This window comes from Campylobacter sp. JH32, from assembly GCF_017846535.1.
Classification (GTDB): domain Bacteria; phylum Campylobacterota; class Campylobacteria; order Campylobacterales; family Campylobacteraceae; genus Campylobacter_D; species Campylobacter_D coli.
In genome coordinates this window covers 44,603-69,928 of sequence record NZ_JAEQBS010000009.1, presented here as the reverse complement: position 1 = coordinate 69,928, position 25,326 = coordinate 44,603, and the positions used below count along the sequence as shown (strand labels likewise).

25 protein-coding genes and 1 pseudogene are annotated in these 25,326 nt (G+C 31.5%); 17 read left to right on the top strand and 9 right to left on the bottom strand.

All coding sequences use genetic code 11. The features are described 5' to 3' along the window. Positions 1–44: 44 nt before the first annotated feature. Positions 45–854, bottom strand: coding sequence for a tungstate ABC transporter substrate-binding protein TupA (tupA, locus tag KAR67_RS07585; protein ID WP_162284612.1), 810 nt, complete (start codon positions 852–854; stop codon positions 45–47). 82 nt (positions 855–936) lie between these two features. On the opposite strand from tupA, the gene tupB reads away from it, so the two are divergent. From tupB to KAR67_RS07545, 8 genes are all read left to right on the top strand, one after another. Then, on the top strand, positions 937–1,623 hold the full coding sequence (tupB, locus tag KAR67_RS07580; protein WP_002779509.1) for a tungstate ABC transporter permease TupB: 687 nt from the start codon (positions 937–939) through the stop codon (positions 1,621–1,623). Next, positions 1,624–2,619 (top strand): tungstate ABC transporter ATP-binding protein TupC, encoded by a 996-nt coding sequence (gene tupC, locus KAR67_RS07575; protein WP_052780336.1) that lies wholly within the window; start codon positions 1,624–1,626, stop codon positions 2,617–2,619. Between the two features lie 140 nt (positions 2,620–2,759). Next, entirely contained in the window at positions 2,760–4,730 is a 1,971-nt protein-coding gene (acs, locus tag KAR67_RS07570; protein WP_002831358.1) for an acetate--CoA ligase, read from the top strand. Positions 4,731–4,840: 110 nt separating this feature from the next. Next, positions 4,841–5,665, top strand: coding sequence for a UTP--glucose-1-phosphate uridylyltransferase GalU (galU, locus tag KAR67_RS07565; protein WP_002779506.1), 825 nt, complete (start codon positions 4,841–4,843; stop codon positions 5,663–5,665). After that, positions 5,659–6,879 (top strand): glucose-6-phosphate isomerase, encoded by a 1,221-nt coding sequence (locus KAR67_RS07560; protein WP_004284364.1) that lies wholly within the window; start codon positions 5,659–5,661, stop codon positions 6,877–6,879. Before galU ends, KAR67_RS07560 begins: the two co-directional genes overlap by 7 nt. 124 nt (positions 6,880–7,003) lie before the next feature. Further along, positions 7,004–7,453, top strand: coding sequence for a Dps family protein (locus KAR67_RS07555; protein WP_002843283.1), 450 nt, complete (start codon positions 7,004–7,006; stop codon positions 7,451–7,453). Between the two features lie 14 nt (positions 7,454–7,467). Continuing rightward, positions 7,468–8,352: a lipase family protein gene (locus tag KAR67_RS07550; protein ID WP_223375542.1), complete on the top strand. Its 885-nt coding sequence runs from the start codon at positions 7,468–7,470 to the stop codon at positions 8,350–8,352. A 24-nt stretch (positions 8,353–8,376) separates the two neighbouring features. Continuing rightward, positions 8,377–9,414 (top strand): ATP-binding protein, encoded by a 1,038-nt coding sequence (locus KAR67_RS07545; RefSeq protein ID WP_002787679.1) that lies wholly within the window; start codon positions 8,377–8,379, stop codon positions 9,412–9,414. A 6-nt stretch (positions 9,415–9,420) separates the two neighbouring features. On the opposite strand, the gene KAR67_RS07540 is transcribed toward KAR67_RS07545, so the two are convergent. The 3 genes from KAR67_RS07540 to coaE are packed head-to-tail and all read right to left on the bottom strand — an operon-like array spanning position 9,421 to position 11,478. Beyond that, positions 9,421–10,152, bottom strand: coding sequence for a glucosaminidase domain-containing protein (locus KAR67_RS07540; RefSeq protein WP_002790275.1), 732 nt, complete (start codon positions 10,150–10,152; stop codon positions 9,421–9,423). Next, positions 10,127–10,876: a diaminopimelate epimerase gene (gene dapF, locus KAR67_RS07535; RefSeq protein ID WP_002792038.1), complete on the bottom strand. Its 750-nt coding sequence runs from the start codon at positions 10,874–10,876 to the stop codon at positions 10,127–10,129. Before dapF ends, KAR67_RS07540 begins: the two co-directional genes overlap by 26 nt. Continuing rightward, entirely contained in the window at positions 10,873–11,478 is a 606-nt protein-coding gene (gene coaE, locus KAR67_RS07530) for a dephospho-CoA kinase (RefSeq protein ID WP_023362214.1), read from the bottom strand. The genes dapF and coaE overlap by 4 nt, the downstream gene beginning before the upstream one ends. A 60-nt stretch (positions 11,479–11,538) precedes the next feature. On the opposite strand from coaE, the gene purM reads away from it, so the two are divergent. Continuing rightward, entirely contained in the window at positions 11,539–12,528 is a 990-nt protein-coding gene (gene purM, locus KAR67_RS07525; protein WP_023362212.1) for a phosphoribosylformylglycinamidine cyclo-ligase, read from the top strand. Between the two features lie 59 nt (positions 12,529–12,587). Then, positions 12,588–13,565 (top strand): hypothetical protein, encoded by a 978-nt coding sequence (locus KAR67_RS07520; RefSeq protein ID WP_002779495.1) that lies wholly within the window; start codon positions 12,588–12,590, stop codon positions 13,563–13,565. On the opposite strand, the gene dcuC is transcribed toward KAR67_RS07520, so the two are convergent. Next, positions 13,517–15,040: a C4-dicarboxylate transporter DcuC gene (dcuC, locus tag KAR67_RS07515; protein ID WP_002831351.1), complete on the bottom strand. Its 1,524-nt coding sequence runs from the start codon at positions 15,038–15,040 to the stop codon at positions 13,517–13,519. The two genes, KAR67_RS07520 and dcuC, sit on opposite strands and share 49 nt — an antisense overlap. A 309-nt stretch (positions 15,041–15,349) precedes the next feature. Between dcuC and KAR67_RS07510 the strand changes: the two genes are divergently transcribed. The 3 genes and pseudogenes from KAR67_RS07510 (at position 15,350) to KAR67_RS07500 (ending at position 16,627) form a co-directional block, all read left to right on the top strand. Further along, complete coding sequence (locus KAR67_RS07510; protein WP_041161619.1) at positions 15,350–15,652, top strand: hypothetical protein; 303 nt, start codon at positions 15,350–15,352, stop codon at positions 15,650–15,652. 56 nt (positions 15,653–15,708) lie between these two features. Continuing rightward, on the top strand, positions 15,709–16,104 hold the full coding sequence (locus KAR67_RS07505) for a hypothetical protein (RefSeq protein WP_051353860.1): 396 nt from the start codon (positions 15,709–15,711) through the stop codon (positions 16,102–16,104). A gap of 101 nt (positions 16,105–16,205) precedes the next feature. Beyond that, positions 16,206–16,627, top strand: a pseudogene (locus tag KAR67_RS07500) (accessory regulator AgrC). Positions 16,628–16,643: 16 nt separating this feature from the next. Here the strand turns inward: KAR67_RS07500 and KAR67_RS07495 are convergent. The 4 genes from KAR67_RS07495 to cueO are packed head-to-tail and all read right to left on the bottom strand — an operon-like array spanning position 16,644 to position 20,049. Then, positions 16,644–17,834 (bottom strand): molybdopterin molybdotransferase MoeA, encoded by a 1,191-nt coding sequence (locus KAR67_RS07495; protein ID WP_192801078.1) that lies wholly within the window; start codon positions 17,832–17,834, stop codon positions 16,644–16,646. A 3-nt stretch (positions 17,835–17,837) separates the two neighbouring features. Beyond that, entirely contained in the window at positions 17,838–18,284 is a 447-nt protein-coding gene (locus KAR67_RS07490; protein ID WP_002779489.1) for a molybdenum cofactor biosynthesis protein MoaE, read from the bottom strand. Then, a complete protein-coding gene (locus KAR67_RS07485; RefSeq protein ID WP_002779488.1) occupies positions 18,285–18,506 on the bottom strand; it encodes a MoaD/ThiS family protein in 222 nt (73 codons plus the stop codon). 1 nt (position 18,507) lies between these two features. After that, positions 18,508–20,049 carry a multicopper oxidase CueO gene (cueO, locus tag KAR67_RS07480; RefSeq protein WP_002811072.1) on the bottom strand — a complete coding sequence of 514 codons (1,542 nt, stop codon included), beginning with the start codon at positions 20,047–20,049 and terminating at the stop codon, positions 18,508–18,510. 123 nt (positions 20,050–20,172) lie between these two features. Between cueO and nspC the strand changes: the two genes are divergently transcribed. From nspC to KAR67_RS07460, 4 genes are all read left to right on the top strand, one after another. Then, entirely contained in the window at positions 20,173–21,321 is a 1,149-nt protein-coding gene (gene nspC, locus KAR67_RS07475) for a carboxynorspermidine decarboxylase (RefSeq protein WP_170876385.1), read from the top strand. 331 nt (positions 21,322–21,652) lie between these two features. Further along, positions 21,653–22,354 carry a molecular chaperone TorD family protein gene (locus tag KAR67_RS07470; RefSeq protein ID WP_002779485.1) on the top strand — a complete coding sequence of 234 codons (702 nt, stop codon included), beginning with the start codon at positions 21,653–21,655 and terminating at the stop codon, positions 22,352–22,354. Further along, on the top strand, positions 22,329–22,520 hold the full coding sequence (locus KAR67_RS07465) for a twin-arginine translocation signal domain-containing protein (RefSeq protein WP_002779484.1): 192 nt from the start codon (positions 22,329–22,331) through the stop codon (positions 22,518–22,520). The genes KAR67_RS07470 and KAR67_RS07465 overlap by 26 nt, the downstream gene beginning before the upstream one ends. Then, positions 22,520–25,324, top strand: coding sequence for a molybdopterin-dependent oxidoreductase (locus KAR67_RS07460; RefSeq protein ID WP_079263911.1), 2,805 nt, complete (start codon positions 22,520–22,522; stop codon positions 25,322–25,324). The genes KAR67_RS07465 and KAR67_RS07460 overlap by 1 nt, the downstream gene beginning before the upstream one ends. Positions 25,325–25,326 lie beyond the last annotated feature (2 nt).

Genomic DNA, 25,326 nt, shown 5'->3' with positions numbered 1-25,326 from the left:
AAAGATAAAATGAGTTTTTAAGCAAGGAAATTCCTTGCTTGAATTTAATCTTTTCTTGTTTTTGCATCCACTATAAATAAAGGTTTGTTAAGAAGTTTAAACTCACTGATAACATTCAAAGTCTTATCACTTGTTACCCATTTGATAAATTTACTAGCTTCTGTATAATTTACATTTTTACAATGCTTAGGATTTGTCGCTATAACAGAATAAAAATTTTTAAGACTATCATCGCCTTCATTTACAATAACTAAGTTTGGTTTGCCTTTTTCATTGGCTTCATATTTGATATAAGTACCACGATCGGTTAAAATCACACCTTTTTTTTCTTCAGCGATTTTAATGCTTGCTAACATTCCTTGTCCGCTTTGTTGATACCAGCTTTCTTTTTCGGGTACACCACCAAGATCTTTCCAAAGAGCTTTTTCTTTGTTATCAGTGCCTGATTTATCGCCTCTTGAAATGAAAGTAAGTTTTTCATTTTTGATAAGTTCTAGGCTTTCTTTTAAAGTTTTATCTTTAAATTTAGGAGCTAAAGATTTATCTGCGATAATGATAAAATCATTATACATTACAGGCGTTCTATCTACGCCAAAACCTTTGCTCACAAAGTCTTTTTCTGCTTTTGGAGAATGCACAAAAAGCACATCAGCATTGCAATCTTCACCCATTTTTAAAGCCGCACCCGTTCCTACAGCGACCCATTTTAAGGTATTGCCACTTTCTTTTTCATAGAGCGGTTTTAAAGCATCTAAAAGTCCTGTGTTATCGGTGCTTGTTGTAGTTGCCATTCTAAGTTCTGCTGCGCTTGCACTTAAGGCTAAGGCAAGAGCTAAAGAAATGATTTTTTTCATTTTGTCTCCTAATTAAAATTTTACTTAAAAAATATTGTAACATAATTATGCTAAAATTACTTATTTAAAATAAGGAAACTTTTTGGATTATATCTTAGAAGGCTTTACTCAAGCTCTATTTTTGCTTTTTAACGCTGATGAAAGCGTTATTTCTGCAATCAAAACAACACTTTTTAGCTCCAGCATTTCTATCGTTTTATCTTTGATTGTAGGTTTTCCTTTGGGCTTTGCTTTAGGTTTTTTTGAATTTAAATTGAAGCGTTTTATAAAACTTATAGTTGATACCAGTCTTTCTTTTCCTACGGTTGCGGTTGGGCTTATACTTTATGCTTTGATTTCAAGCAGAGGGCCTTTGGGGGATTTAGGCTTGCTTTTTACTGTAAAAGCATTGATTTTAGGGCAGTTTGTTTTAGCTCTTCCTATTGTTATCGCACTTTTTTCTAATTTGATAGAAAATATGAATAAAAAGCATTTTTTACTCATCAAATCTTTACATTTAAGCCCTTTAAAGCTTGTGATGACTATCATTTATGAGTTGCGTTTTGCTCTAGTAAGCGTTGTGGCTTTAGCTTATGGCAGGATAGTTGCTGAAGTAGGAGTAGCGATGATAGTGGGTGGAAATATCAAATACGATACTAGAACTATTACCACAGCCATTTCCCTTGAAACCAACAAAGGTGAATTTGCTAGCGGTATTGCTCTTGCTTTAGTTTTGATTTTCATCGCTTTTATTTTAAATTTTATTATACACAAACTCAAAAGATATTAAATGATAGAACTTTGTAATTTTAAATTTAATTATGGACAAAAAAATATTTTAAATATCAAACACTTATGTTTAGATACTGATAAAATCAGTATTTTAATGGGTTCAAATGGAAGTGGAAAATCTACACTTTTAAGAATACTCAAATTTCTTGAAGGAGAATTTGATAATATCACTTATTTTGGCAATAAGCATTTAAATTTAGATGAAAAACGCCAAATTTACTTACTATTTCCCGAGCCTGTCTTTTTAAATCGCAGTGTAGAAAAAAATTTTTATTTTTTGTTAAAAACTTATAAATTAGACAGCAAAGAGATTAAAAAACGCCTTAATGAGGTTTTAAATTTACTTGAAATTGATAGAAGTTTGTTAAAAAAATATCCTAGCGAGCTTTCATCTGGACAAGGGCAAAAAATAGCATTTGCTTTAGCTTTAAGTGTTAGAGCGAAGTATTATTTACTTGATGAGCCAAGTGCTTTTTTGGATAAAGATACGATGATATTGTTTAAAAAAGCTATTTTATATATGCAAAAAACATACAAAAGTGGTTTTTTAATCGCTAGTCATGATAAAAATTTCTTAGACTCTTTGGCGCAAAAAAAATATTATTTGCATGCAGGAGAGATTTTAGAATTTGAAAATACAAATATTTTTGAACTCGAAAACAAAGGTGTGAATTTTAGTAATTTTATAGATTTTAGTATGTGTAAAAACTATATTTGCAAAGATGAAATTTCAAACAAAATAGCTATCGATCCTTATAAAATTTCTTTTTTATATCCTGACGATTTTTCCAAACAAACATTTGATTTTATACTTCAAAAATGTATCATCATAGCACTTAGAACAAGAAAAGAATTTGTTTTTATCAGAGTGGAGTGTGGAGGTAAAATTTTAGAATTTGCCTTAGAATCAGAGCGATTTAAACAAGAAAAACTAAGCTTGTATCAAGAACTTTGCTTAGTTTTTAATGAAGAGGCTATTTGTTTCTTAAATTAACATAATTTAGAAATATTTTCTTTAATTTATTACAAATATTCACATTTTTGTAATTTTCTTCATTAATTATTTTTAAATTTGTATAAAACACAAAAAAAGTCTTATATAATGTTTATAAATAACTTAAAGAAGGAGGATTTATGCGTTATCAAAATACTCAAGGACTTTTTAAACCTAACAAACAACTTTCTCGCAACGCAAGAATAAAAAATTTATGCGAATATTATGACTTATGCGATGAGGTAAGGGAAGATTTTGAAGGTTTTTGGAAAAGACAAGCTCTTGAAAAAATTGATTGGTTTTCGCCTTTTTCTCGTGTTTTAAATGATGATAAAGCCCCATTTTATAAATGGTTTGAGGGTGGGACTTTAAATGTAAGTTATCAGTGCTTAGATCGCCATATGAAAACAAGACGCAATAAAGCTGCTATTGTTTTTGAAGGGGAAATGGGTGATTATGAGGTTTATACTTATCGTAGATTATTGCATGAAGTTTGCAAGGCGGCAAACTTACTTAAACGCTTTGGTGTAAAAAAAGGCGATAGGGTTATAATTTATATGCCTATGATTCCAGAAACGGCTATTGTTATGTTAGCTTGTGCAAGAATTGGAGCTATTCATAGTGTGGTATTTGGAGGCTTTTCGCCTGAAGCTTTAAGAGATAGAATCATAGATGCAGGAGCCAAACTTGTAGTAACAGCCGATGGAGCTTTTCGTCGTGGCAAGCCTTATATGTTAAAACCTGCTGTTGATAAGGCTTTGAGTGAGGGTTGTGAAAGTGTAGAAAAAGTGCTTATAGTTATACGCAATAACGAACCTATAGAATATGTCAAAGGAAGGGATTATATCTATAATGAGTTAGTAAAAAATGAATCTTATAAATGCGAACCTGAAATTATGGATAGTGAAGATTTGTTATTTTTACTTTATACTTCAGGTTCTACGGGCAAGCCAAAAGGAGTAATGCATGCAAGTGCAGGTTATATACTTTGGGCGCAAATGACTATGGAATGGGTATTTGATATAAAAGATTATGATAATTATTGGTGTAGTGCAGATGTGGGTTGGATCACAGGACATACTTATGTTGTTTATGGCCCTTTAGCATGTGGAGCAACTACTATTATGCATGAAGGAACGCCTACTTATCCAAATTCAGGGCGTTGGTGGAGAATGATAGAAGAGTATCAAGTGAGCAAATTTTATACTTCGCCTACTGCTATAAGAATGCTTCATGCAGATGCTCCTGATGAGCCTAAAAAATATGATTTAAACACTCTTGAAGTGCTTGGAACTGTTGGAGAACCCATCAATCCTAGCGCTTGGCAGTGGTTTTATGAAAATATAGGAAATTCAAAATGCTCCATCGTTGATACTTGGTGGCAAACTGAAACAGGAGGGCATATGATAACACCTTTACCTGGAGCTACTCCTTTAAAACCAGGTTGTGCTACCTTGCCTTTACCAGGAATTTTTGCAGAAGTTATTGATGAAGAGGGTAATGTAAAAGATGTGGCTGAAGATGGCTTGCTTTGTATTACCAAGCCTTGGCCTTCGATGATTCGTGGAATTTGGGGAGATGAAAACCGCTATATAGAAAGTTATTTTTCACAAGCCAAAAAAGAAGGAAAGCCAGTTTATTTTAGCGGGGATGGGGCTTTTTATGATGATAATGGCTATATTACTATCACGGGAAGAACTGATGATGTGGTTAATGTTGCAGGGCACCGTATAGGAACAGCTGAAATAGAAAGTGCCATCGCTAAACATCCAAGCGTAGCAGAATCAGCAATTGTAAGTGTGCTTGATGCGATTAAGGGTGAGTCTTTATTTGCTTTTGTGGTTTTAAATCCAACTTCAAGTTGTGATTTAGGAGGGGCTATAGAAACCTTAAAAGAATTAAATGATATTTTAAGAGCAGAGATTGGACCTATAGCTAAGATCGAAAAAATTCTTTATACTACAGGCTTGCCTAAAACAAGAAGTGGTAAGATCATGAGAAGAATTTTAAGAACCATAGCAAGGGGCGAGGAATTAAAACAAGATATTTCAACTCTTGAGGATTCAGGAGTGGTTCAAAGTATTATCGATGCAGCTAAGACAGGAATTTAATAAGGCAAAAAATTCTTTGCCTTATTTTTAAATACATGTTAAACTTAGTTTTGATTTATTTAAAAATTGTAGTTTTTGGTTATAATACCAAAAACAAATAAAGGATAATGATGCTTCAAACTTGTATTTTTCCTGCAGCAGGATATGGGACTAGGTTTCTACCCGCAACCAAAGCTTTACCTAAAGAGATGTTGCCTATACTTACCAAACCTTTGATTCATTATGGAGTAGATGAGGCTTTAGAAGCAGGTATGGATAATATGGGTTTTGTTACAGGTCGTGGAAAAAGAGCTTTGGAGGATTATTTTGATATTTCTTATGAGCTTGAGCATCAAATTTCGGGTACAAATAAAGAGTATTTGTTAAAAGATATCCGCTCTTTAATTCATCGTTGTACTTTTACCTTTACAAGACAAAATGAAATGCGCGGGCTCGGCGATGCGGTATTAAAGGGTAGGCCTTTAGCAGGCGATGAGGCTTTTGGTGTGATTTTGGCTGATGATTTGTGTATCAATGAAGAGGGTGTTAATGTGATGGCACAAATGGTTAAAATTTATGAAAAATATCGTTGCACCATCATAGCTGTTATGGAAGTTCCAAAAGAGCAAGTATCAAGTTATGGAGTGATTGCAGGAAATTTCGTAGAAGAGGATTTGATCATGGTAAATTCAATGATAGAAAAACCATCTCCTCAAGAAGCTCCAAGCAATCTTGCTATCATAGGAAGATATATTTTAACTCCTGATATTTTTGGAATTTTAGAAAATACTAAAGCAGGAAAAAATGGAGAAATTCAACTCACAGATGCACTTTTAACCCAAGCGACTAATGGTATGGTTTTAGCTTACAAATTTAAGGGAAAACGCTTTGATTGCGGAAGTGTAGAGGGCTTTGTAGAGGCTACAAATTATTTTTATGAGAAAAGTAAATGCTAAATAATACTCTTTTTTTTAAAGAAAGTGAAATTCGCACTATAAGTTCTTATGCAAATCGTATCAATGATGAAGTAGAAAGTGGGGATATAGGGTATTATCATCTTATCGATACAAGTTTAACCTTAATAGACGAAAGCTTAAATTTCATTCAAGATAAAGAGCATGTAAAAAATATCGTTTTAGTGGGTATGGGTGGTTCAAGTTGCGGTGTTAAAGCTTTGCGTGATATGCTTTTTGATGAAAAAAGTAATCAAAGAGAACTTTTTATACTTGATAATACCAGTTCGCACTCCTTTAGCAGGGCTTTAGAGAAAATCAAGCTTGAAGAAAGTTTGTTTTTAATCATCAGTAAAACAGGTAGCACTATAGAAGTAGTATCGCTTTTTAAGCTTCTTATAGAACATTTTAAACTCGATATGCAAGAATTAAAAAAATACTTTATTTTTATCACAGATAAAGATTCTAAACTGCATAAAGAGGGTGAGAATTTAGGCATCAAATGCTTTTTTATCCCTGCAAATGTAGGAGGGCGTTTTAGCATACTTTCAGCTGTGGGTATAGTGCCACTTTGTTTTTGTGGTTATAATGCTAAAGCTCTTTTAGAAGGAGCTAAGGCATGCTTTGAAGATTTTTTTATACATAAAAAAGATGAAATTTTGCAAAAAGCTTATCATTATTGTACTCACAAAAGTGCAAATATCAATGTACTTTTTTCTTACAGCGATGCTTTTAAGGGTTTTAATGAATGGTATATCCAGCTTATTGCTGAAAGTTTGGGTAAAAAACAAGGCTACAAACGCATAGGTTTAACTCCTATCGCTCTTATAGGAGCAAGGGATCAGCACAGCTTTTTACAACTCATTATGGATGGGCCAAAAAACAAAACTATTACTTTTTTAAAAATCAAAGATAGTCAAAAGGCTCCGGTTATACCCGATATCCATTTTAAATTTTTAGATGATTTGAGCAATAAAGTCAATTTACACGATCTTTTAAATGCTCAATGTGACGCGACAATGCATGCTTTAATTGCTGAAAATTTAAGTGTCGATATAATAGAGCTTGAAAAATTAGATGCATGGCATGCGGGATATTTGATGTATTATTATGAGCTTTTTACTTCGGCTTGTGGGGTAATGCTAGGAATTAATACTTATGATCAGCCTGGGGTTGAGGTTGGGAAGTTGATTTTAAAAAATATTTTAAAATCATAGTAAATTTTAAATAAAAAGAGTATAATAGAAATAAGTAAAATTAATAATAAAAATTTTTAAATAATAATAATTATTATTTAAGGATTTTATGTTATAATTTTAAAAATTAAAAAAAGGAGTTAACATGTCAGTAACAAAACAATTATTACAAATGCAAGCAGATGCTCATCATTTATGGGTTAAATTTCACAATTATCATTGGAATGTTAAGGGTTTACAGTTTTATTCAATCCACGAATATACAGAAAAAGCTTATGAAGAAATGGCAGAACTTTTTGATGATTGTGCAGAAAGAGCTTTACAACTTGGTGAAAAAGCTATCACTTGCCAAAAAACTTTAATGGAAAATGCAAAAAGCCCAAAAGTAGAAAAAGATTGTTTCACTCCAGTTGAAGTGATGGAGTTGATCAAAAAAGATTACGAATACCTTTTGGCAGAATTTAAAAAATTAAATGAAGAAGCTGAAAAAGCTAGCGATACTACTACAGCTGCTTTTGCTCAAGAAAATATAGCAAAATACGAAAAAAGCCTTTGGATGCTTTCTTCAGCTTTGCAAAATACTTGCCAAATGTAATTTCAAGGGGCTTTTTGCCCCTTTATGATTTAGACAAATTTTTAGAACTTTCCTATAAAAAAAACTTAAATTCCCAAGAGTTAGATTTAAGGAAAAACTTATATTTTGATTTTAAACAAAATAAAAATGCTCTAATGCATTTATATCATTACGCCTTGCTTTCTCATGCTGCTTATCTTAATTTAAATACAACAAATATTTTTTTAAATATAGATAGAAAAACATTGTTTAAGGTTTTAACCCATAATATTTTTCAAAAAGAATGCGTTACAATAGGAAAATTTGAACCTTTGATGGCATTTAATTTTATCAAGAGATTTGATTTACTTGCTCACATTAATGAAGAATGTCTTGATTCAAAGGGTGGATTTAGGGCAAGCTTATTTCAAAACAAGGAAAATCAAGAATTTATTTTAGCTATCGCAGGAAGTGATTTAAGACCTTTAAAATTTGATATTGGAGATTTGATCAGTGATTTTATACTTCTAAATGGAAAAATTCCTAAAAAACAATTTGATTCTTTGTTAAAATTTTATACGCTAATAAAAAAAGAATTTTGCTTTGATAAAATTACTTTAGTGGGACACTCTTTAGGTGGACATTTAGCACAGCTTTTTGTTTTGGATTTTGCCTCAGAAGTTCAAAATCTTTACACTTTTCAAGCCCCAGGTATTGCTAAAAAAATACTAAAGGATGTTAAAAATAAAGCTTATATTCAAAAAATTTCTTATCATTTTCATACTTGTGATGATTTTAAAAAAAATACATGGTATAAATTTAATTTTGTTCAAAATTTACATTCTAAAATAGGATATCCAATTTGGTTAAATATCGGAAATAAATTTCACCATCCCAGGCTTTGTCCCAAGATATTGCATAAGGTTTTAAATATGTTATAATTTTCCTTTTTAAAAGGATAAGATTTGAAGGTATTGAATTTTTTTTATGAAAATCATCCCAAATTTGAAATAAGTTATGAAAGAAAGGTGCAAATTCCTCTTTGTAATATTATCATCAAAGGGCCAAAATTTAGTGGTAAAAAAACCTTGATTTTTAATTATTTGTCCCAATTTAAACCCAATGAAATTTTGTTTTTAAATTTGCATGATACTCGTTTTGAAAACCAAAGTTTAGAACATCTTCCAAATTTTTTAGAAAAAAATGCCCAAATAAAATTCCTTTGCATATATAATGTCGAATTTGCCTTAAATTTGCAAGATATTAAAATTCCTATCATCATAAGTACAGATAAAAAAGATTTGCATATCGAAGGATTTCAAGAGCTTGAGCTTGATTATTTTGACTTTGAAGAATTTGTAAGTATCAGTAGAAAAAACTTACCGATAAACAATCTAGTGGGACTTTTTTTACAAAGTGGGCGTAGTAAATTAGGTGAAAAAAATATACTTTTAAGACAAAATTTTAACACTCTAGAACTTGAAATTTTAAAATACTTAGCTTTAAATTTAGGACAGCAGATCAGTATTTCCAAGCTTTTTTTAGAGCTTAAAAAAAAGCTAAAAACATCTAAAGATAGCGTTTATCACACCATAAAAGAGCTTGAAAATACCTATATCATCCATCCTATAAGCCACGATGAAAAAAAGCTTCAAAAAATTTATTTTAGGGATTTTGGCTTAAGAAACAATCTATGCATACAAAAAGATTTTGCTCATTTGTTTGAAAATCTTATTTTAAATGAGCTTTTTAAATTTAAACAAGAATTTTTTTATAATAAATTTTTTACATTTTATAGTAAGGTTTCAAAAATCGCATATATTTCCAGTCCGACGCTAGATATAGACTTGATCAAATTGCGCGCTAAGAAAATCCTTTCTAAGGGTTTGGAGCTTGGGATTTTTCATGTGGTTTTCATCACTCTTTCGAGCGAAGATAGCTTTTTTGAGCAAGGGGTGAAATTTGAAGTTTTGCCTTTTGATAAATTTTCACTCGGCTTTTAGCTAAGACTAGAAAGATTTTGGAGTATCGTATCGTTCAAGATCGTATCGTTGGATGATTTTAGTAACAATATTGATATAATAGCCCTTGCGTTCGGAGTAAGAATCCAAAGTTTTGATAGCCTCTAGTCCTGTGATTTCTTTGCCTTCGCTTTCGAATTTAGCTCTTTCGTTGCGAAATTCCTCATAAGCAAAGTGCCGATTTAAATTCAGCACATAAGAATCCACACTATCTTGCAAGCTATCAAAAATTCTAATTTTATGTTTTTTATCAGGATATCTTAGATCAGGGATTAAGCCCTTTTCTCCCCAGGTCCATTCTCCGAAAAGATTATTTGCCTCTCTTGCAAAACGGCTTGTTCCCATAGCACTTTCGACCAAAGCTTGGGCTATACCCATGGATTTTGGAATTTTTTGAATGCGTTTTTTGTATTCTGTAAAATCATAAAGATTTTCAACGCGGTATTTGTTTTTAAGATTGATTAATTTTTCTAGATTGTTTTGGTTTGAATTTCTAAGTCCATTTTTATACGCATCGTAAAAAAAAGCTTCTACAAAAGCCCTTTCTTTGGCTATTTCTTCAAAGCTTTTATCAAACATTGCATTCATTTTGGTGAAAAATATTTGTCTTTTTTGCTCTACATTGAGTTTATAATACTCCTCTCCAAAGCCATTTTTAAGCTCGCTATTGCCAAAAAGAGGGAGTAAATAAAAACTAAGAAAAATTATAATTCGCTTCAAAGCAATATCTCACTTTTCCCTTAAAAAATAATTCTTCATTTTCGAATTTAAAACTTAGCTCTTCACCGCTTTTTGGAATCACTCTAGCTTGATTGTGAATTTTTTTATTTAAGAATGCAAGATAAAAACAAGCTCCCATGCCCGTGCCACATGCTTGCGTTTCATCTTCTACGCCTCTTTCAAAAGTGCGAACTCTTAAAGTATTGTCGTTTTCAACTTTTACAAAATTTACATTGGCATTATATTTTTCTCTCATTTGTTTGCAAAGCTTAAGATCAAACTCATCCAAATTTTCACAAAAATGCACCAAATGTGGAACCCCCGTATCGCAAAGTTGCCAGTTTTTTTCACACTCACTAAAGGCATCTTGTATGTTTTTTATCTTCCCTAAAGAAACTTCTACGCTATTATTATCAACATTTGCTTTTATAACTCCTGCTCCGGTAAGAAAAGCCATATGGGGTTTGATACCATTTATATGGTGTGCAAAATGCGCTGCTGCTCTTGAGCCATTTCCGCACATTGAAGCTGTTGAGCCATCGTTATTATAAAATTCCCATTCAAAATCGTATTTTTTATGAGGTAAAATTACTATAAAACCATCTGCACCTATGCCTTCATAACGATTGCAAAGTTCTTTAGCTAAAGCACTTCTGTCTTTTTTTTCACTTGCATTTATTATCACAAAATCATTGCCACTTGCGCAATATTTATAAAACTTCACATTTTTCCTTTAGAAATTTCTTGTATTACTTTAACACATTCTTGCCTAAAATCGGCATAAGAGCCAATATTTTTAATGATAAAATCTGCTTTTTTAAGTTTTTCTTCAATATCTATTTGAGAATCAAGCCTCGCTTTTGCAGCTTCTAAGCTTAAATTATCTCTTTGTATGATTCTTTTTAGGCTGAGTTCTTTAGGAGCATAGATTAAGATCACTTTTCCCAAACCATCATAAGCACCGCTTTCAAAAAAAAGAGGAATTTCTACAAAAAAAGGTTTATTTTCTTGTTCTAGAATTTGCATTTGTTCTAAAATTTGAGCACGAATTTTAGGATGGGTGAAATTTTCTAATATGGTTTTGGCTTCTTTGTTTTGAAAAACAATTTCTCCAAGGATTTTTCTATCGATTTTCTTTTCTTTTGTGAGTAAATTTTTTAAGCTAAAGGGAGAAAAAATCTTTTCAAGTTCTAAAGCATTTTCATCTAAAATTTTATGAGCGATTTTATCTGCGCTAATGCTTTTAAAGCCTAAAGAATTCGCTATTTCTATAAAAGTGCTTTTACCACAAGCAATTGAAGCGGTTACAAAAAAAGCATTTTTCATCTTATGCCTTATTAAAACTTTTTTCGTTAAAATACCTTTTTAGTTCTTAAAGGAAAATAAATGAAAATTTCATATGAAGATGCAGGCGTAAGTATAGATAATGGCAATGCCTTTGTAGAGGCTATAAAACCTTTGGTTAAAGAAACTTTTAATGATAATGTTGTAGGTGGAATTGGTTCTTTTGCTGGTGCTTTTAGAATGCCAAGTGGCTTTAAAAATCCTGTAATTTTGGGGGCTACAGATGGTGTTGGGACTAAACTTCGTTTGGCTATTGATGCAAAAAAATACGACACCATAGGGCAAGATTTAGTAGCAATGTGTGTGAATGATTTGATTTGTAATTTTGCTACGCCTTTGTTTTTCTTAGATTATTATGCTACAGCCAAGCTCGAAGTAGAAGTAGCAAAGGCTGTTGTATCAGGCATTGCCAAGGGATGTAAGATGGCAAATTGTGCATTAATCGGCGGAGAAACTGCTGAAATGCCTGGAATGTATGCAAAAGATGATTTTGATCTTGCGGGTTTTGCAGTGGGTATGGCCGAAGAAGATGAGATTGATAGAAGTAAATTTGTTAAAAATGGTGATATTTTATTGGCACTTCCTAGTTCAGGACTTCATTCAAATGGTTATTCTTTAGCTAGAAAAGTACTTTTTGAAAGTTTAAAATTAAAATTTGATGACAAGATAGAGGGTAAAAATTTAATTGATATTTTGTTAGAACCTACAAGGATTTATGTGCGTGATTTTCTTACACTAAAGCCTTATATCAGTGCTCTAGCTCATATTACAGGGGGTGGTTTAGTAGAAAATTTACCACGCGTTTTACCTCGTGGTATGGGTGCAACTATACGCAAACATCATCTTAAAACTCCTGAAATTTTTTATACTATAGGACAGGCTGTAGAAGAAAGCGAAATGTATAGAAGCTTTAACATGGGAGTAGGTTTAGTAGTGGTTGTAGATCCTTCTAATGTAAGTAGGGTTTTAGAAAATTCAGATGCCTTTATTATCGGCGAAATTTGCATTAATGAAGGTATTGTTTTAGAGTGAAAAGAATTTATTTTTTAAGATATTTTAAGAGTAAATTAAAAAAATAATAAGGAAAAGTGATGAAAAATATTGTCTTTCATTCGGATGGTTTTGGAGATTTATTAGTTTGTTTTAAAGCTTTGTATGCTATAAAGCAACTCTATCCAGAGTATAAATTATTTTTATTAACAAATGGATTAATGGAAAGTGATTTTTTAGAAAAAATTCCATTTATTGATGAAGTTTTGATTTATAAGGATGATTTTTTAGAAAAAATTCAAAGCAAAAATCCAGTAATTTTTATTACCACGCGAAGACAAGGTTTATATTTTAAAAAATTAAAATTTTTAAATGTTCAAAAATGTATAGTATTCCCTCATCTTATTAGTATAATTTCTAAAAATTTAACCACACCTTTACCATTTTTTAGAGCTAAAAAACATATGAGTGAAATTGTTTTAAAATTGGTTAGGATGATTAATACTAGGCATTTTGATAAAAATTTTAATCAAATTGATTTTTCTAAAATTAAAAATTTATTACCTTATGATGCAAGATTAAGTGATAATTTTTTTAAACAAATTGATACAAAATATGAAAAAATTATAGGTATTAATGCTTTTTCAAATAATAGCGAATATAGAGGATTTAATTTTTTTATAAAAGATTGGATAGGGCTTGCAAGGCAACTTTCTTTAAAATATCCTAAATTTTTATTTATACTTTTAAATTTTAGTACGAATTCTATTCAGTATAATATTGATCAGAATGCAAATTTGAAAGTTTTCTGTAATAATAAAAATATTGCTTCTTTGGTAAGTATTTCTCAAAAGCTAGATTTTTTAATTACTGTTGATACTGGAAATTTACATCTTTGTGATATTTTACAAATTCCTACTTTGGCTTTTACAAGTAGTCTTGCAGCTTATAGATTTGGAGGTGGAAGTTATGGAGGTAGATTTGATAAATTGATAGTAAAACCAGCTTGGCAAAAAGAATATAGAAAAATTTATGAAATTTTTACTAAAAAAGCAGAAAATAATTTAGAAAATTTATAGTTTTTATAAAATAATAAATATTTATTATTTAAAGATACTGCTATTTTTGTAGTGTTTTGTTCTTTTGGCAAAGGATTGGTTTGTGCTAGATAAAAGGCTACAAGCACATTTACAAGCATAGCGATAAGTAAAAGAGGAGTGGTTCGTTTTATAATATCCATTGGAGCTACTTTTGCAAATCCAGCTAAAGCTATGATTCCGCCTGCTATTGGTGAAGCTGCACGACCTAAACAAGATGCAATTTCTATAGGTAAAACAAAAGTGATAGGGGCAACGCCTAATTTTGTAGCTATATCAGGAGCTAATTTCCCAAAAGCATTAAAAGCAGCAATCCCACTTCCCATAATCACTGTAGCAAAATAAACTAAAAAGCTTAAAACAGTGATGCTTAAAAGTATGCCAAACCATGCAAAATTTCCTGTTCCAAGATTTGAAACCGCGTTAGCAAGGATATTAACTCCACCAAGTGCTTTAATGCCTTCAGCAAATACTCCAGCGGCGATGATTATGCTTACGACTGAGATAAAAATTTCAGCCATAGCTTTTAAAATCACCATCATATCTTCGCCTAATTTTCTAGCATTTCTGTGTCTTGCAAATTCAACAAGAAAAACTAAAGAAATGCTTAAAAAATTTGCTGTTACAACATCAAGCTTGATAGTAAAAAAATATGCTATAAATAAAAATACGACAGGCAGCCAAGGAAAGAGTATATAAAAAGTAGGACATTTAGGATCAATGATTGGTGGAATTTCAACTTCATCATTTAAAACACCTTTTTCTTTATCTCTTTTATCAACCCAAGCAAAGTAAAAAGGTATTAAGATAGCAATAACCATCACATAAGCAATCACGCTATAAATTTGATAATTTAAAAAAAGCCCCACGACATTATCGCTTTGTCCTACCATATCTGCCATATTGATTGAATTTCCATCTTTTGGACCATAATCAAGCGCAATCAAAGAAAGCACACATACAGCTGTAATAGGACGGATTTTAAGTGAGATTAAAACAGGATAAATACATGCTAATAAAAGCAAAAGAAGTCCAGCATAGCTAGAAATAACAATTTTTAAGGCCATTCCAACGATAAAAGTTCCGCTTAAAATCAAATATTTATTTTTGATTTTTCCTAAAGGTTTGTTTGCTAAAAAAGCGAGTTTAGCCGAAGCATTGATATGTTTCATATAAGCAGCAAAACCTGCCACACTCATGATAATAAGTCCTACTCCAGAAAGCTGACTTTTAAAAGTCGCTGTGATAAAAGCATAGCTATCAAGTAAAACATTCAAAAAGCTTGCATGTTCTCTGCTCGGGGCTTTTGGTATAGGTGTTCCTGTGATGTAAAAAGCAAAAATAAGCAAGATAATACCTGAAAGAAAAAATACAAAAATAGGATTGTATTTTTTAAGTATATAATAAGCAACGACAATTACCGCTAAAAGTGTAGAACATATCATAAAAATTGGCATGTTTTCTCCTATAATTAATATTTAAATTTCATGATTATTTTTTATATATTTAGTATTTAATTAATATTGTTACAAAAATAAACTTATATTAAAGTTATTTTTCATATTTTCATTATAAATATTTTCAAAAGGCATCTTGATAAGTTTGATATATAAGATTTTATAAGAGCATCAGTGTGAAGATCGTAAGAGATTTTGTTATGATTAAAATAATCTCAAAATAGCTTAAGTTGAAAATATTTTATATATAATGATTGTATTTTATACAAAATTCAGTAAAATATCCTTTTTAATTTTTAAGGAATTTCAATGCAAAATTTACATGAAATTTTACTTCAAAAAAAGATAAAAGAAATTCGCTTTAAAGCTATAGCAAGTATTGTTTGTGGATTTTTAGGTATCATTCCTTATCTTGGATTTTTATTTGCTCTTGCGAGTTGGATTTTGTTTTTTATCTTGCTTTATGATTTAAAAATCTATGGCGGTGCTAAAAATTTATTTAAAAATCTCTTTATTGCTGCAGAGATTGGATTTTTTGGTATTCTTATTAGCACAAGTTCTTTATTTGTGATTTTAGAACCTCGTACTCAGTTACAGCCGGATTTATTTTGATGGGGATAATACCTTTTTAGCCATTACTGTTTTTTTTAATATTATATATCCCAACTTTGGCTTTGATTTTTCCTTTTTTGAAAGCTTTTTACTATGAAATTGCTAGAGTAACAAAGCAAAAGTATTTCATTTATGCTTTTAATACCTATTATTTAGGGCTTCTTACTTTGATTATCGGTATAGGTTTGGTGTTTTTGCTAGCAAGTTTGGTTTTTTGGATTTTAGCGTGGGTTGAATTTAAAGAATTTGATAAGCAAGAAATTTCAAATAAAGAAAAATTTACAATCCCAACACAAAAAGTTATTTTCGATTTTGATTTAAAATGGATTAAAATTACAATGGTTTTGTCTTTGGTTTTGTTTTTTGTTTTTATTGGTTTAAAATTTACTCAAATAATTACATTTCAATCCATATGGAGAGAATTTTTTGATTTTGAGACCTATGTAGGTTAATACACAATCTTTTTTATATTCGATATGTTTTATTTTATATAGCAACATTTTTAGCTTTATTAAGTGTATTTTTATTTTGTAAAAAGCTAAAAACCTATAAAATGTTTATTTATTTTCTTATATGGCAGGTTTTGTTTGTTCTTGGATGGAATTTACGCTTTATTTTAAAATTAATAATGGGTGAAGATGTTTTTATTGAAAATTTTATTTTGGATAAAATTATAAGTGTAGCCTATATTATCATCGCCTTTTTCTTCTTTAAAACTTTAGTTCAAGCTACAAAAGAAAAACTTTTCTATCTTGTTTTCGCATTTTTTGTTTGTGGTGAAATTGTAAGTAAGTTATTTTTTGCTTTTATTCGGCTATTAGATAGTATAAGATTACAAGAAATGATAGTGGAGATAATATTTTATGTGGAGATAATATTTTATATCGGTATTCCATTTACGCCTGCTTATTTCATTTTATTTTAATTGTTTGGCTTAGTTTAAAAGGGCAAAAAGAAGTCAAAAAGGCGATTTAAACCTTTTTGACAAATTTCAAGGCATAAAGATAATATCCACTAAGCTTTCATTTTCTAAAATTTCACATTCTTTTGGCACCACCATAAGAGCGGCTTTATTGTTAAGATTGTTTATAATCGCACTAGAGCCTTCTTTTTTACCTTCAAGATTAGCTAAAATGCGTCCATTTTTAAATTCCACATTACAAGCGACAAATTCCAAATAAGGTGTTTTTTTCTTGTAGCTTCCTTGTAAAAAGGCTTTGCAAATATAGTCTTTAGGCTGAAGTAACCAAGAGTTTAAAATCTCTCTTGCGTAAAGATTAAACATTACCATAGCCGAGTAAGGAAAACCTGGTAAGGCGATGATGAATTTTTCATTAGCCTTGGCTATTTTGATATGTCTGCCTGGTTTTATGTCGGCTTTATCGATGATGATTTCGTATTCTTTGACGGCTTTTTTTAAAAAGTCAAAATCTCCCATAGAAACCCCGCCCGTTGTAACTAAAATATCACAACTTTGCAATGCATTTTCAAGGGTAGAAAAAGTAGCTTTTTCATCATCTTTTAAAAGCGGAAAAACCCTTGTATCACAATTTAAATTCTTAGCTAAGCTGGCTATAGCGATATGGTTTGAAGATCGAATTTGAGCGGGATTTTCTAAGGCTTCTCCTAGATCTTTGATCTCGCTTCCACTACTTAAAACCCCTACAATAGGCTTTATAAACACACTAATGTGAAAAAATCCAAGTTCAGCCAAAAGAGCTATTTCGCTATAGCTTAGCTTCGTGCCTTTTTTAAGTAAAATTTCATCTTTTTTATAGTTTTCTCCTACCGCACGCACGGCAAAAGCTTGGGGAACTTTTTTTTCTATAAAAAGAGTATCATTTTCTATGCGTATATTTTCAACAGGGACTAAAGTATCGCTTCCTTCGCTCATGAGTGAGCCTGTAAAGGTTTTTACACAAGTGCCATTTTGTACGCTAAATTGTGGCATAGTGCCCGCAGGTGTGAGGCCTAAAATTTTTAAAGGCTTGTCTTGATCTTCAAATTTGATCGCATAACCATCCATAGCCGAGGTTGGAAATTCAGGCTGATTTTTAGGGGCTTTTATGTCTTGAGCTAAAATGCGTCCTAAACACTCTGTAAGGGCTATTTTTTCAATCTTTTCATAGGTTTTGATATGAGAGTGTAAAATTTTTAAACTTTCTTCATAAGACATTAACATTTTTTATCCTTTTAAAAGTCCTGCACCGCAAAGTTTGGTTGATCTTTCTTTGGCATAAATTCTTTCTTTGTTTATTACATCATACTTCCAAATGGGTGCACTTGCTTTAAAATCTTCAACAAATTCATTAAGAAGTTTAAGCCCTAATTTTCTTTGTTTGCTTAAAATTCCTGCAAAATACGAGCTTTCATGAACCGCCACATCGCCTATAGAGTGAGCAAAAAGCAAGCTAATACCATCAAAATCTACTCTTTTTTGCCACTCATCAAACCATTTTTTTAAAAGCGGTTCATAAATATCAAAACTAAGTGCCTCAATACCTCCTTCTTCACGCACAATACCACAAAAAGTCAGTAAAGCACCGCAGTTTTTATCCTTGGAAAATTCATACCATTGGCTATAAATTTTAGGAATATCTAAAGAGCCTTGATAAAGTGTAAAATGTTTCATTTAGCCTCCACAAACTGGCGGTAAAAGTGCTATTTTATCACCATCTTTTAACTTGGTGTTTTCATCAAAAATGATTTCATCATTTAAAGATACAGCACAAAGTTCTAGCCATTCTTTTAAACTCTCATCTTTTTGCAAAATTTCTTTTAATTCTTTTAAATTTTTTACTTCAAGTTCTAAATTTTCTTTATTTATAGGGCCTAAAAATTCCACTTTTACCATTTTATTCCTTTACTTCTAAATTTCCCATCATTCCTAAATCTTCATGTTCTAAAATATGGCAATGATACATTCTAAGTCCTTTAAAATCTTGTTTCATTCTAAGTCTTAACTCTTCATTAGGACGCACATTTATAGTATCTCTGAAGGCTCTAAATTCGGCTTTTTGAACTTTGCCATTGAGTTTTGATGAGATGAGTTCAAATTGCGTGCCGTGTATGTGGAAAGGATGATCCATGTGAGATTTGTTTATCACTATCCAGTCTTCAACTACTCCAAGCTTGGAGCTTAAATCAATGCGTTTTAAATCATAGCTTTTGCCATTGATTAAAAACATAGACGCAAGAGCGATTTTTAATTCATTTTCACTTTTTCCCATCATTCCATGCATTTGCATATGATCTTCACTCATGATTATTTCTTTAAATTCCTTAGGTTCTTCTAAAGGTTTGAAAATTTTTAAATTTTTTGGAAGTTCTAATTTTTCTTTTTTTAGGTTAATATTGGCTAGAAATAGGGTATTAGATTCTTCTTTTACCATCATTTTATCCCTATCATAATAAGCACTTTCTAGCTTAAAATTCCCATCTTTTGGAGCGTCGATTAAAACTTCTACACGAGAAGCAGGACTTAAGAAAAGTTCTTCTTTATAAATAGCTTTTTCTATAAGTCCACCATCAGTACCAACAAGTATAAACTTAGCTCCTTGTATGCGTAAATTTAAATATCTTGCTGCAGTAGCATTATAAATGCGTATGCGTTCGTTTGTGGCGAGTTTGATTTTAGGTTTAAATTGTCCATTGATGAGTACAAATTCTCCTTCTCTACCATTTAGCCAATCATTTAGGTTGTTGTTTGGAATTTGAGCGTTTTCATCAAGACGCAAATCGCTAATCATCAAATCTTTTTCTTTTAAATGACTTAAAGCATCTTTTTTTGCTTTGATCACAAAAGCCCCTGCTAAACCCATAAAAACTTGTTTAGAAGCCGTATAATGAGGATGTGGATGATACCAGTAAGTTCCTGCGCTATCTTGAGGAATTTCAAAACGATATATTCTTTCTTCTCCTGCTAAGATAGGATCATGTGGGCTTCCATCTTGATCAGGTGGCACAGGAACGCCATGCCAATGCATAGTTGTAGCTTCTTTGAGTTTGTTTTTGACTAAAATTTCAAGTTTATCTCCTTCAAAAACTTCTATTTTTGGAGCAGGCACGAGGCCATTGTAAGTATAAAATAAGGTTTTTTTACCTTTGATAAGCTCTATATGATTTTCTTTGATTTCTAGGGTAGCACGAAAAATATTTTTTTCTTTACTTTCATTTTTGAGTAAAGGCAAGGCTTTTAAAATTTCTCCTTGGGGGAATTGTTTTGGATCTAAAAGTTTTAAATTTTTTGGAGCAAAGTTGATAAAAGAAGTATCTAAGTCATGATTTATAGAATGATTTTTATGCATGGAGTGCATATCGTGCATAGGATTTGCATAGGCTACACCCATACTTGCTAGAGTGAGTGCATTAAATTTTAAAAAATTTCTTCTATTCATTAGTTTTTCCTTTTGCTTGATTTTTTGTATTATAGTCATTATTTTTTTAACTTTAGTAAATATTTATTTTGAAAATTTGGTTTAATTTTGTTATGATTTTAGCAATTTAATCAAGGAAAAATAATGTTTTATGAAAAAATTCAAACTCCAGCTTATATTTTAGAAGAAGATAAATTAAGAAAAAATTGTGAGCTTTTAGCAAGTGTTGGTGAAAAAAGTGGTGCTAAAGTGCTTTTAGCTTTAAAAGGTTTTGCTTTTTCAGGAGCGATGAAAATTGTTGGAGAATACCTAAAAGGTTGTACTTGTAGCGGACTTTGGGAAGCAAAATTTGCTAAAGAATACATGGATAAAGAAATTCATACTTATTCACCTGCTTTTAAAGAAGATGAAATAGGTGAAATAGCCAGTTTATCTCATCATATAGTGTTTAACTCTTTAGCCCAATTTCATAAATTTCAAGCTAAAACACAAAAAAATTCCTTAGGTCTTCGTTGTAATGTTGAATTTTCTCTAGCCCCAAAAGAACTTTACAATCCTTGTGGAAGATACTCAAGACTTGGAATTCGTGCTAAAGATTTTGAAAATGTGGATTTAAATGCTATAGAAGGACTTCATTTTCACGCACTTTGTGAAGAAAGTGCTGATGCTTTAGAAGCAGTTTTAAAGGCTTTTGAAGAGAAATTTGGCAAATGGATAGGGCAAATGAAATGGGTGAATTTTGGAGGAGGACATCACATCACTAAAAAAGGCTATGATGTTGAAAAGCTTATTGCTTTGTGTAAAAATTTCAGTGATAAATATGGCGTGCAAGTTTATCTTGAACCAGGCGAAGCAGTGGGTTGGCAAACAGGAAATTTGGTGGCTAGTGTAGTAGATATCATAGAAAATGAAAAACAAATTGCTATTTTAGATACTTCAAGCGAAGCACATATGCCAGATACTATCATCATGCCTTATACAAGTGAAGTTTTAAATGCTAGAATTTTAGCCACAAGAGAAAGTGAAAAAATTTCAGACTTAAAAGAAAGCGAATTTTCCTATTTGCTTACTGGAAATACTTGTTTAGCGGGTGATGTAATGGGAGAATACGCCTTTGATAAAAAGCTTAAAATCGGCGATAAAATTGTTTTTTTAGATCAAATTCATTACACCATTGTGAAAAACACAACTTTTAATGGTATAAGACTTCCAAATCTCATGCTTTTAAATGCAAAAAATGAACTTCAAATGATAAGAGAATTTTCTTACAAGGATTACGCTCTAAGAAATTAAAATTTTTTGGAAGAATAATTTTATTATTTCTTTTTAGCATAAAATATTTTTTAAATGACAAAATGAAAGTTTTGTTTTTTAGGTTTAAATATTTTATGCAACTTTTTTTAAAAAACCTCATTAAAATACTATTTTATAGGCTTTTAAAGCTAAATTCTATTTTTTCAGATTAGGCAGATTTTTAAGAAAATTTCAGTTTATTTTAAAACAAATCATATTAAGATAAATCAGTCAAAAATAAGGATTAAGAAGGAAAATTAGGTGTAATTTGCATAATATTATTTTGCAAATTATTTAACGGCAAATCTTCAAAAATTTGAATGAGTTAAAAATGGATTTAGAAAAACTAAGATTAGCTAGAAGTCTTTATTATCAGTGCTTAGGAGAACTTTTCGTTTTTTCATTTTCTGAAAATAGATTGTGTAACTTAAAAGCTTATTTAGAAGCTATGCAAGAGAGTTTATTTGATGAAAGTTTAAGAACAAGCTTTGAAATTTTACTTCGTAATTTACAAGATGTACAAGATCTTCAAGCATTTTATAAAGAATACGATGAGCTTTTTTTAGCACTTAAAAACACTATTCCTATGACTTTTTCTTACATAGAAGAAGGCTTTGAAAATTCAAAAGCATTGCTTAATGTAAGGCAGATTTTAGCTAAAAGCACAATCCGCCGCAATGAAAAAATTTTTAAAGAAGCTGAAGATAGTGTAGGATTTTGTTTTGTTTTAATGAGTGAATTTCTAAAAAATAAGGAAGATGAACTTGCTAAGGCATTGTTTGAAAAAGTCATCAATCAAAGCATTGATGAATTTTTAATGCTTATTTTTTCAAATTCAAAAGCGAAGCTTTATAAAGAAATAGCAAATATTGCTGCGCAGTTTATAGAATTTGAAAGATATTGTTTTGAACTTGAAAAACCTACTATAAAACCTTCTAAGAAAGTTCAAAATGATTTATCTCGTTCTGAATTTTTAAGAAGAGAAGCAAATAAACAAAGGAGATCTCGTGAAAAATCGCAGGGAATTTCTTAAAAAATCTGCTATTGCTTTGGGTACTGCAAGTCTTTTAGGCGGTGCAAGTGTAGCTTTTGGGCAAGATGAAGAAAGAAAGGATCTTGTTAGAGGCAAAAGCAAAAAGAAGGAAGTGCTTTATCAAAGAAGTGCTAATTGGGAAAAATATTATATGAGGGCTGAATAATGTCAAGTATGAATGAAACTATCAAGCTTAATCGCCGTTCTTTTCTTAAAATGGCCGCGCTTTCAAGTTTGGCAAGTCCGTTGCTAGCTAGAAGCGAAACTTTAAGAGAAGCAAATGCGGATGAATTAAAAGAAGCTTATGAAGGAAGTCAAAAGATTAAGAGTGTATGTACCGCATGTTCTGTAGGCTGCGGAATTATTGCAGAAGTTCAAAACGGAGTGTGGTTGCGCCAAGAAATCGCACAAGATCACCCTGTTAGCTCGGGAGGCCATTGCTGTAAGGGCTCTGATATGATCGATATGGTGCGTTCTCATGTGCGTTTAAAATACCCTATGAAAAAAGAAAATGGAGAATGGAAACGCATTTCTTATGAACAAGCTTTAAGTGAAATCGGAGAAAAATTAGCAGCTTATCGTAAAGAAAATCCAGAAAGCGTTATGTTTTTAGGTTCTGCAAAACTAAACAATGAACAAGCTTATTATATAAGAAAATTCGCAGCATTTTTTGGAACCAATAATGTAGATCATCAAGCTAGAATTTGACACAGCGCAACAGTCGCCGGTGTGGCGAATACATTTGGTTATGGCGCTATGACAAACCATCTTGGAGATATTCAAAGAAGTAAATGTATTATTATTATTGGAGCAAATCCAGCAGTAAATCACCCTGTAGGTTTTAGACACTTCTTAAAAGCAAAAGAAAAAGGTGCTAAGCTTATCGTTGTAGATCCTAGATTTACAAAGAGTGCAGCAAAAGCAGATATTTATGCAAGAATTCGTCCAGGTACTGATATTGCTTTCATGTATGGAATGTTAAAAATCATTTTTGATGAAGGTTTAGAAGATACAAAATACCTTGATGAAAGAGTTTTTGGTATCGATAAAATTCGTGAAGAAGCTGCAAAATGGACTGCTGAAGAAGTAGAAAATGTAACAGGAATTTCTAAAGAACTCCTCATTCAAATCACTCATGAAGTAGCTAAAAATAAACCAACTACATTGATTTGGGCTATGGGCTTAACACAGCACACCGTAGGAACTTCAAATACGCGTTTAGCACCTATAGTACAAATGGTTTTAGGAAATATAGGTAAATTCGGCGGCGGGGTAAATATTTTACGCGGACACGATAATGTTCAAGGTGCTTCGGATATGGCTTGTTTGAGTGAAAATTTACCTGGTTATTATCCTTTAAATGAAGCGACTTGGAGATATTATGCCAAAATTTGGGGCGTGGATTATGAGTGGCTTTTAGGAAATTTTGTAAGCAAAGATTGGATGCATAAAACTGGACTTTCACTTGCTAGATGGTGGGCTGCAGCCTTAAATGGCAAAGATGGAAATGATAAAGTGGATAATGCAGGAACGTCTTTGAAAGCTTTGGTGGTAATGGGAAATGGTATCACTTCGACTGCACAGCAAGCTAAAGTTAAAGAAGGTTTGGAAGCTTTAGAACTTTTGGTTTTAGCTGATCCTTTTGTCAATGAAGCAGGAATTATTGCAGAAAGAAAAGATGGAATTTATCTTTTACCTGCTGCAACGCAGTTTGAAACAAGTGGAAGCGTAACAGCTACAAATCGTAGCGGACAATGGAGATTTAAGATCATAGATCCACTTTATGAAAGCAAAGAAGATCAAGAAATTTTATTTGAGCTTGCCAAAAAATTAGGTTTTTATGAAGACTTTACTAAAACCTTACGCGATGAAAATGGCAAGATTGTTTGGCCTGAAAATGCTACTAGAGAAATTGCAAGTGCAGTTAGAAGTATAGGACTTAATGGTTGGAGCCCTGAAAGACTTAAAAAACATACTTTAAATTGGGATAAATTTGATGAGGTGACTTTAGAAGGCAAAGACGAATTAGCGGGTGAATACTACGGACTTCCTTGGCCTTGTTGGAGTGATAAACATCCAGGATCTCCTGTGCTTTATAATACCGATATCGAAGTAGCAAAAGGTGGTATGGGATTTAGAAATAATTTCGGACTTGAGTATGAGGGTGAAAATTTATTGGCTAAAAATGCTCCGATAAATTCACCTATAGATACAGGCTATCCACAAATTACTAAAGATAATATAGAAAAAGTTTTAGGTATTACTTTAAGTGCCCAAGAAAAAGAAAAAATGGGTGCAATTTGGTCTTATGATGATAGTAATATCATAGCGACTAAATGTATAGAAAAAGGTATAGTGCCTTATGGAAATGCTAAAGCTAGGGCTGTGGTTTGGACATTTAAAGATCAAATTCCACTTCACCGCGAGCCACTTCATTCTCCAAGAAATGATTTGGTGCAAAAATATCCTAGTTTTGAGGATCAAAAAGCGCTTTATCGTGTGGATACAAAATTTGTTTCTGTGCAAAAGGCTAAGGATTATTCAAAAGAATTCCCACTCAACCTAGTCACAGCAAGACTTGTGAATTTAAATGGTGCAGGTATGGAAAATAGGGCCTCGATGTATCTTACTCGTTTAACACCTGAGATGTTTTGTGAGATAAATCCTGAACTTGCAAGCGAGCAAAAGATTAAAGCAGGGGATATGATTTGGGTGCATTCTCCAGAAGGAACTAAAATTCATGTGAGAGTCAAGCTCAATCCAGGTGTAGCAAAAGATATGATTTTCTTACCTTTCCATTTTACAGGTGTGATGCAGGGTGTGGATTTAACGCACAATTTCCCTAAAGGAACTAAACCTTATGCAAGTGGAGAAAGTGCAAATACGGTTACAAATTATGGTTATGACATTATGTGTCAAATTCCTGAAACCAAGGGCGGCTTATGCCGTATCTCAAAAGATGGGGTGTAAAA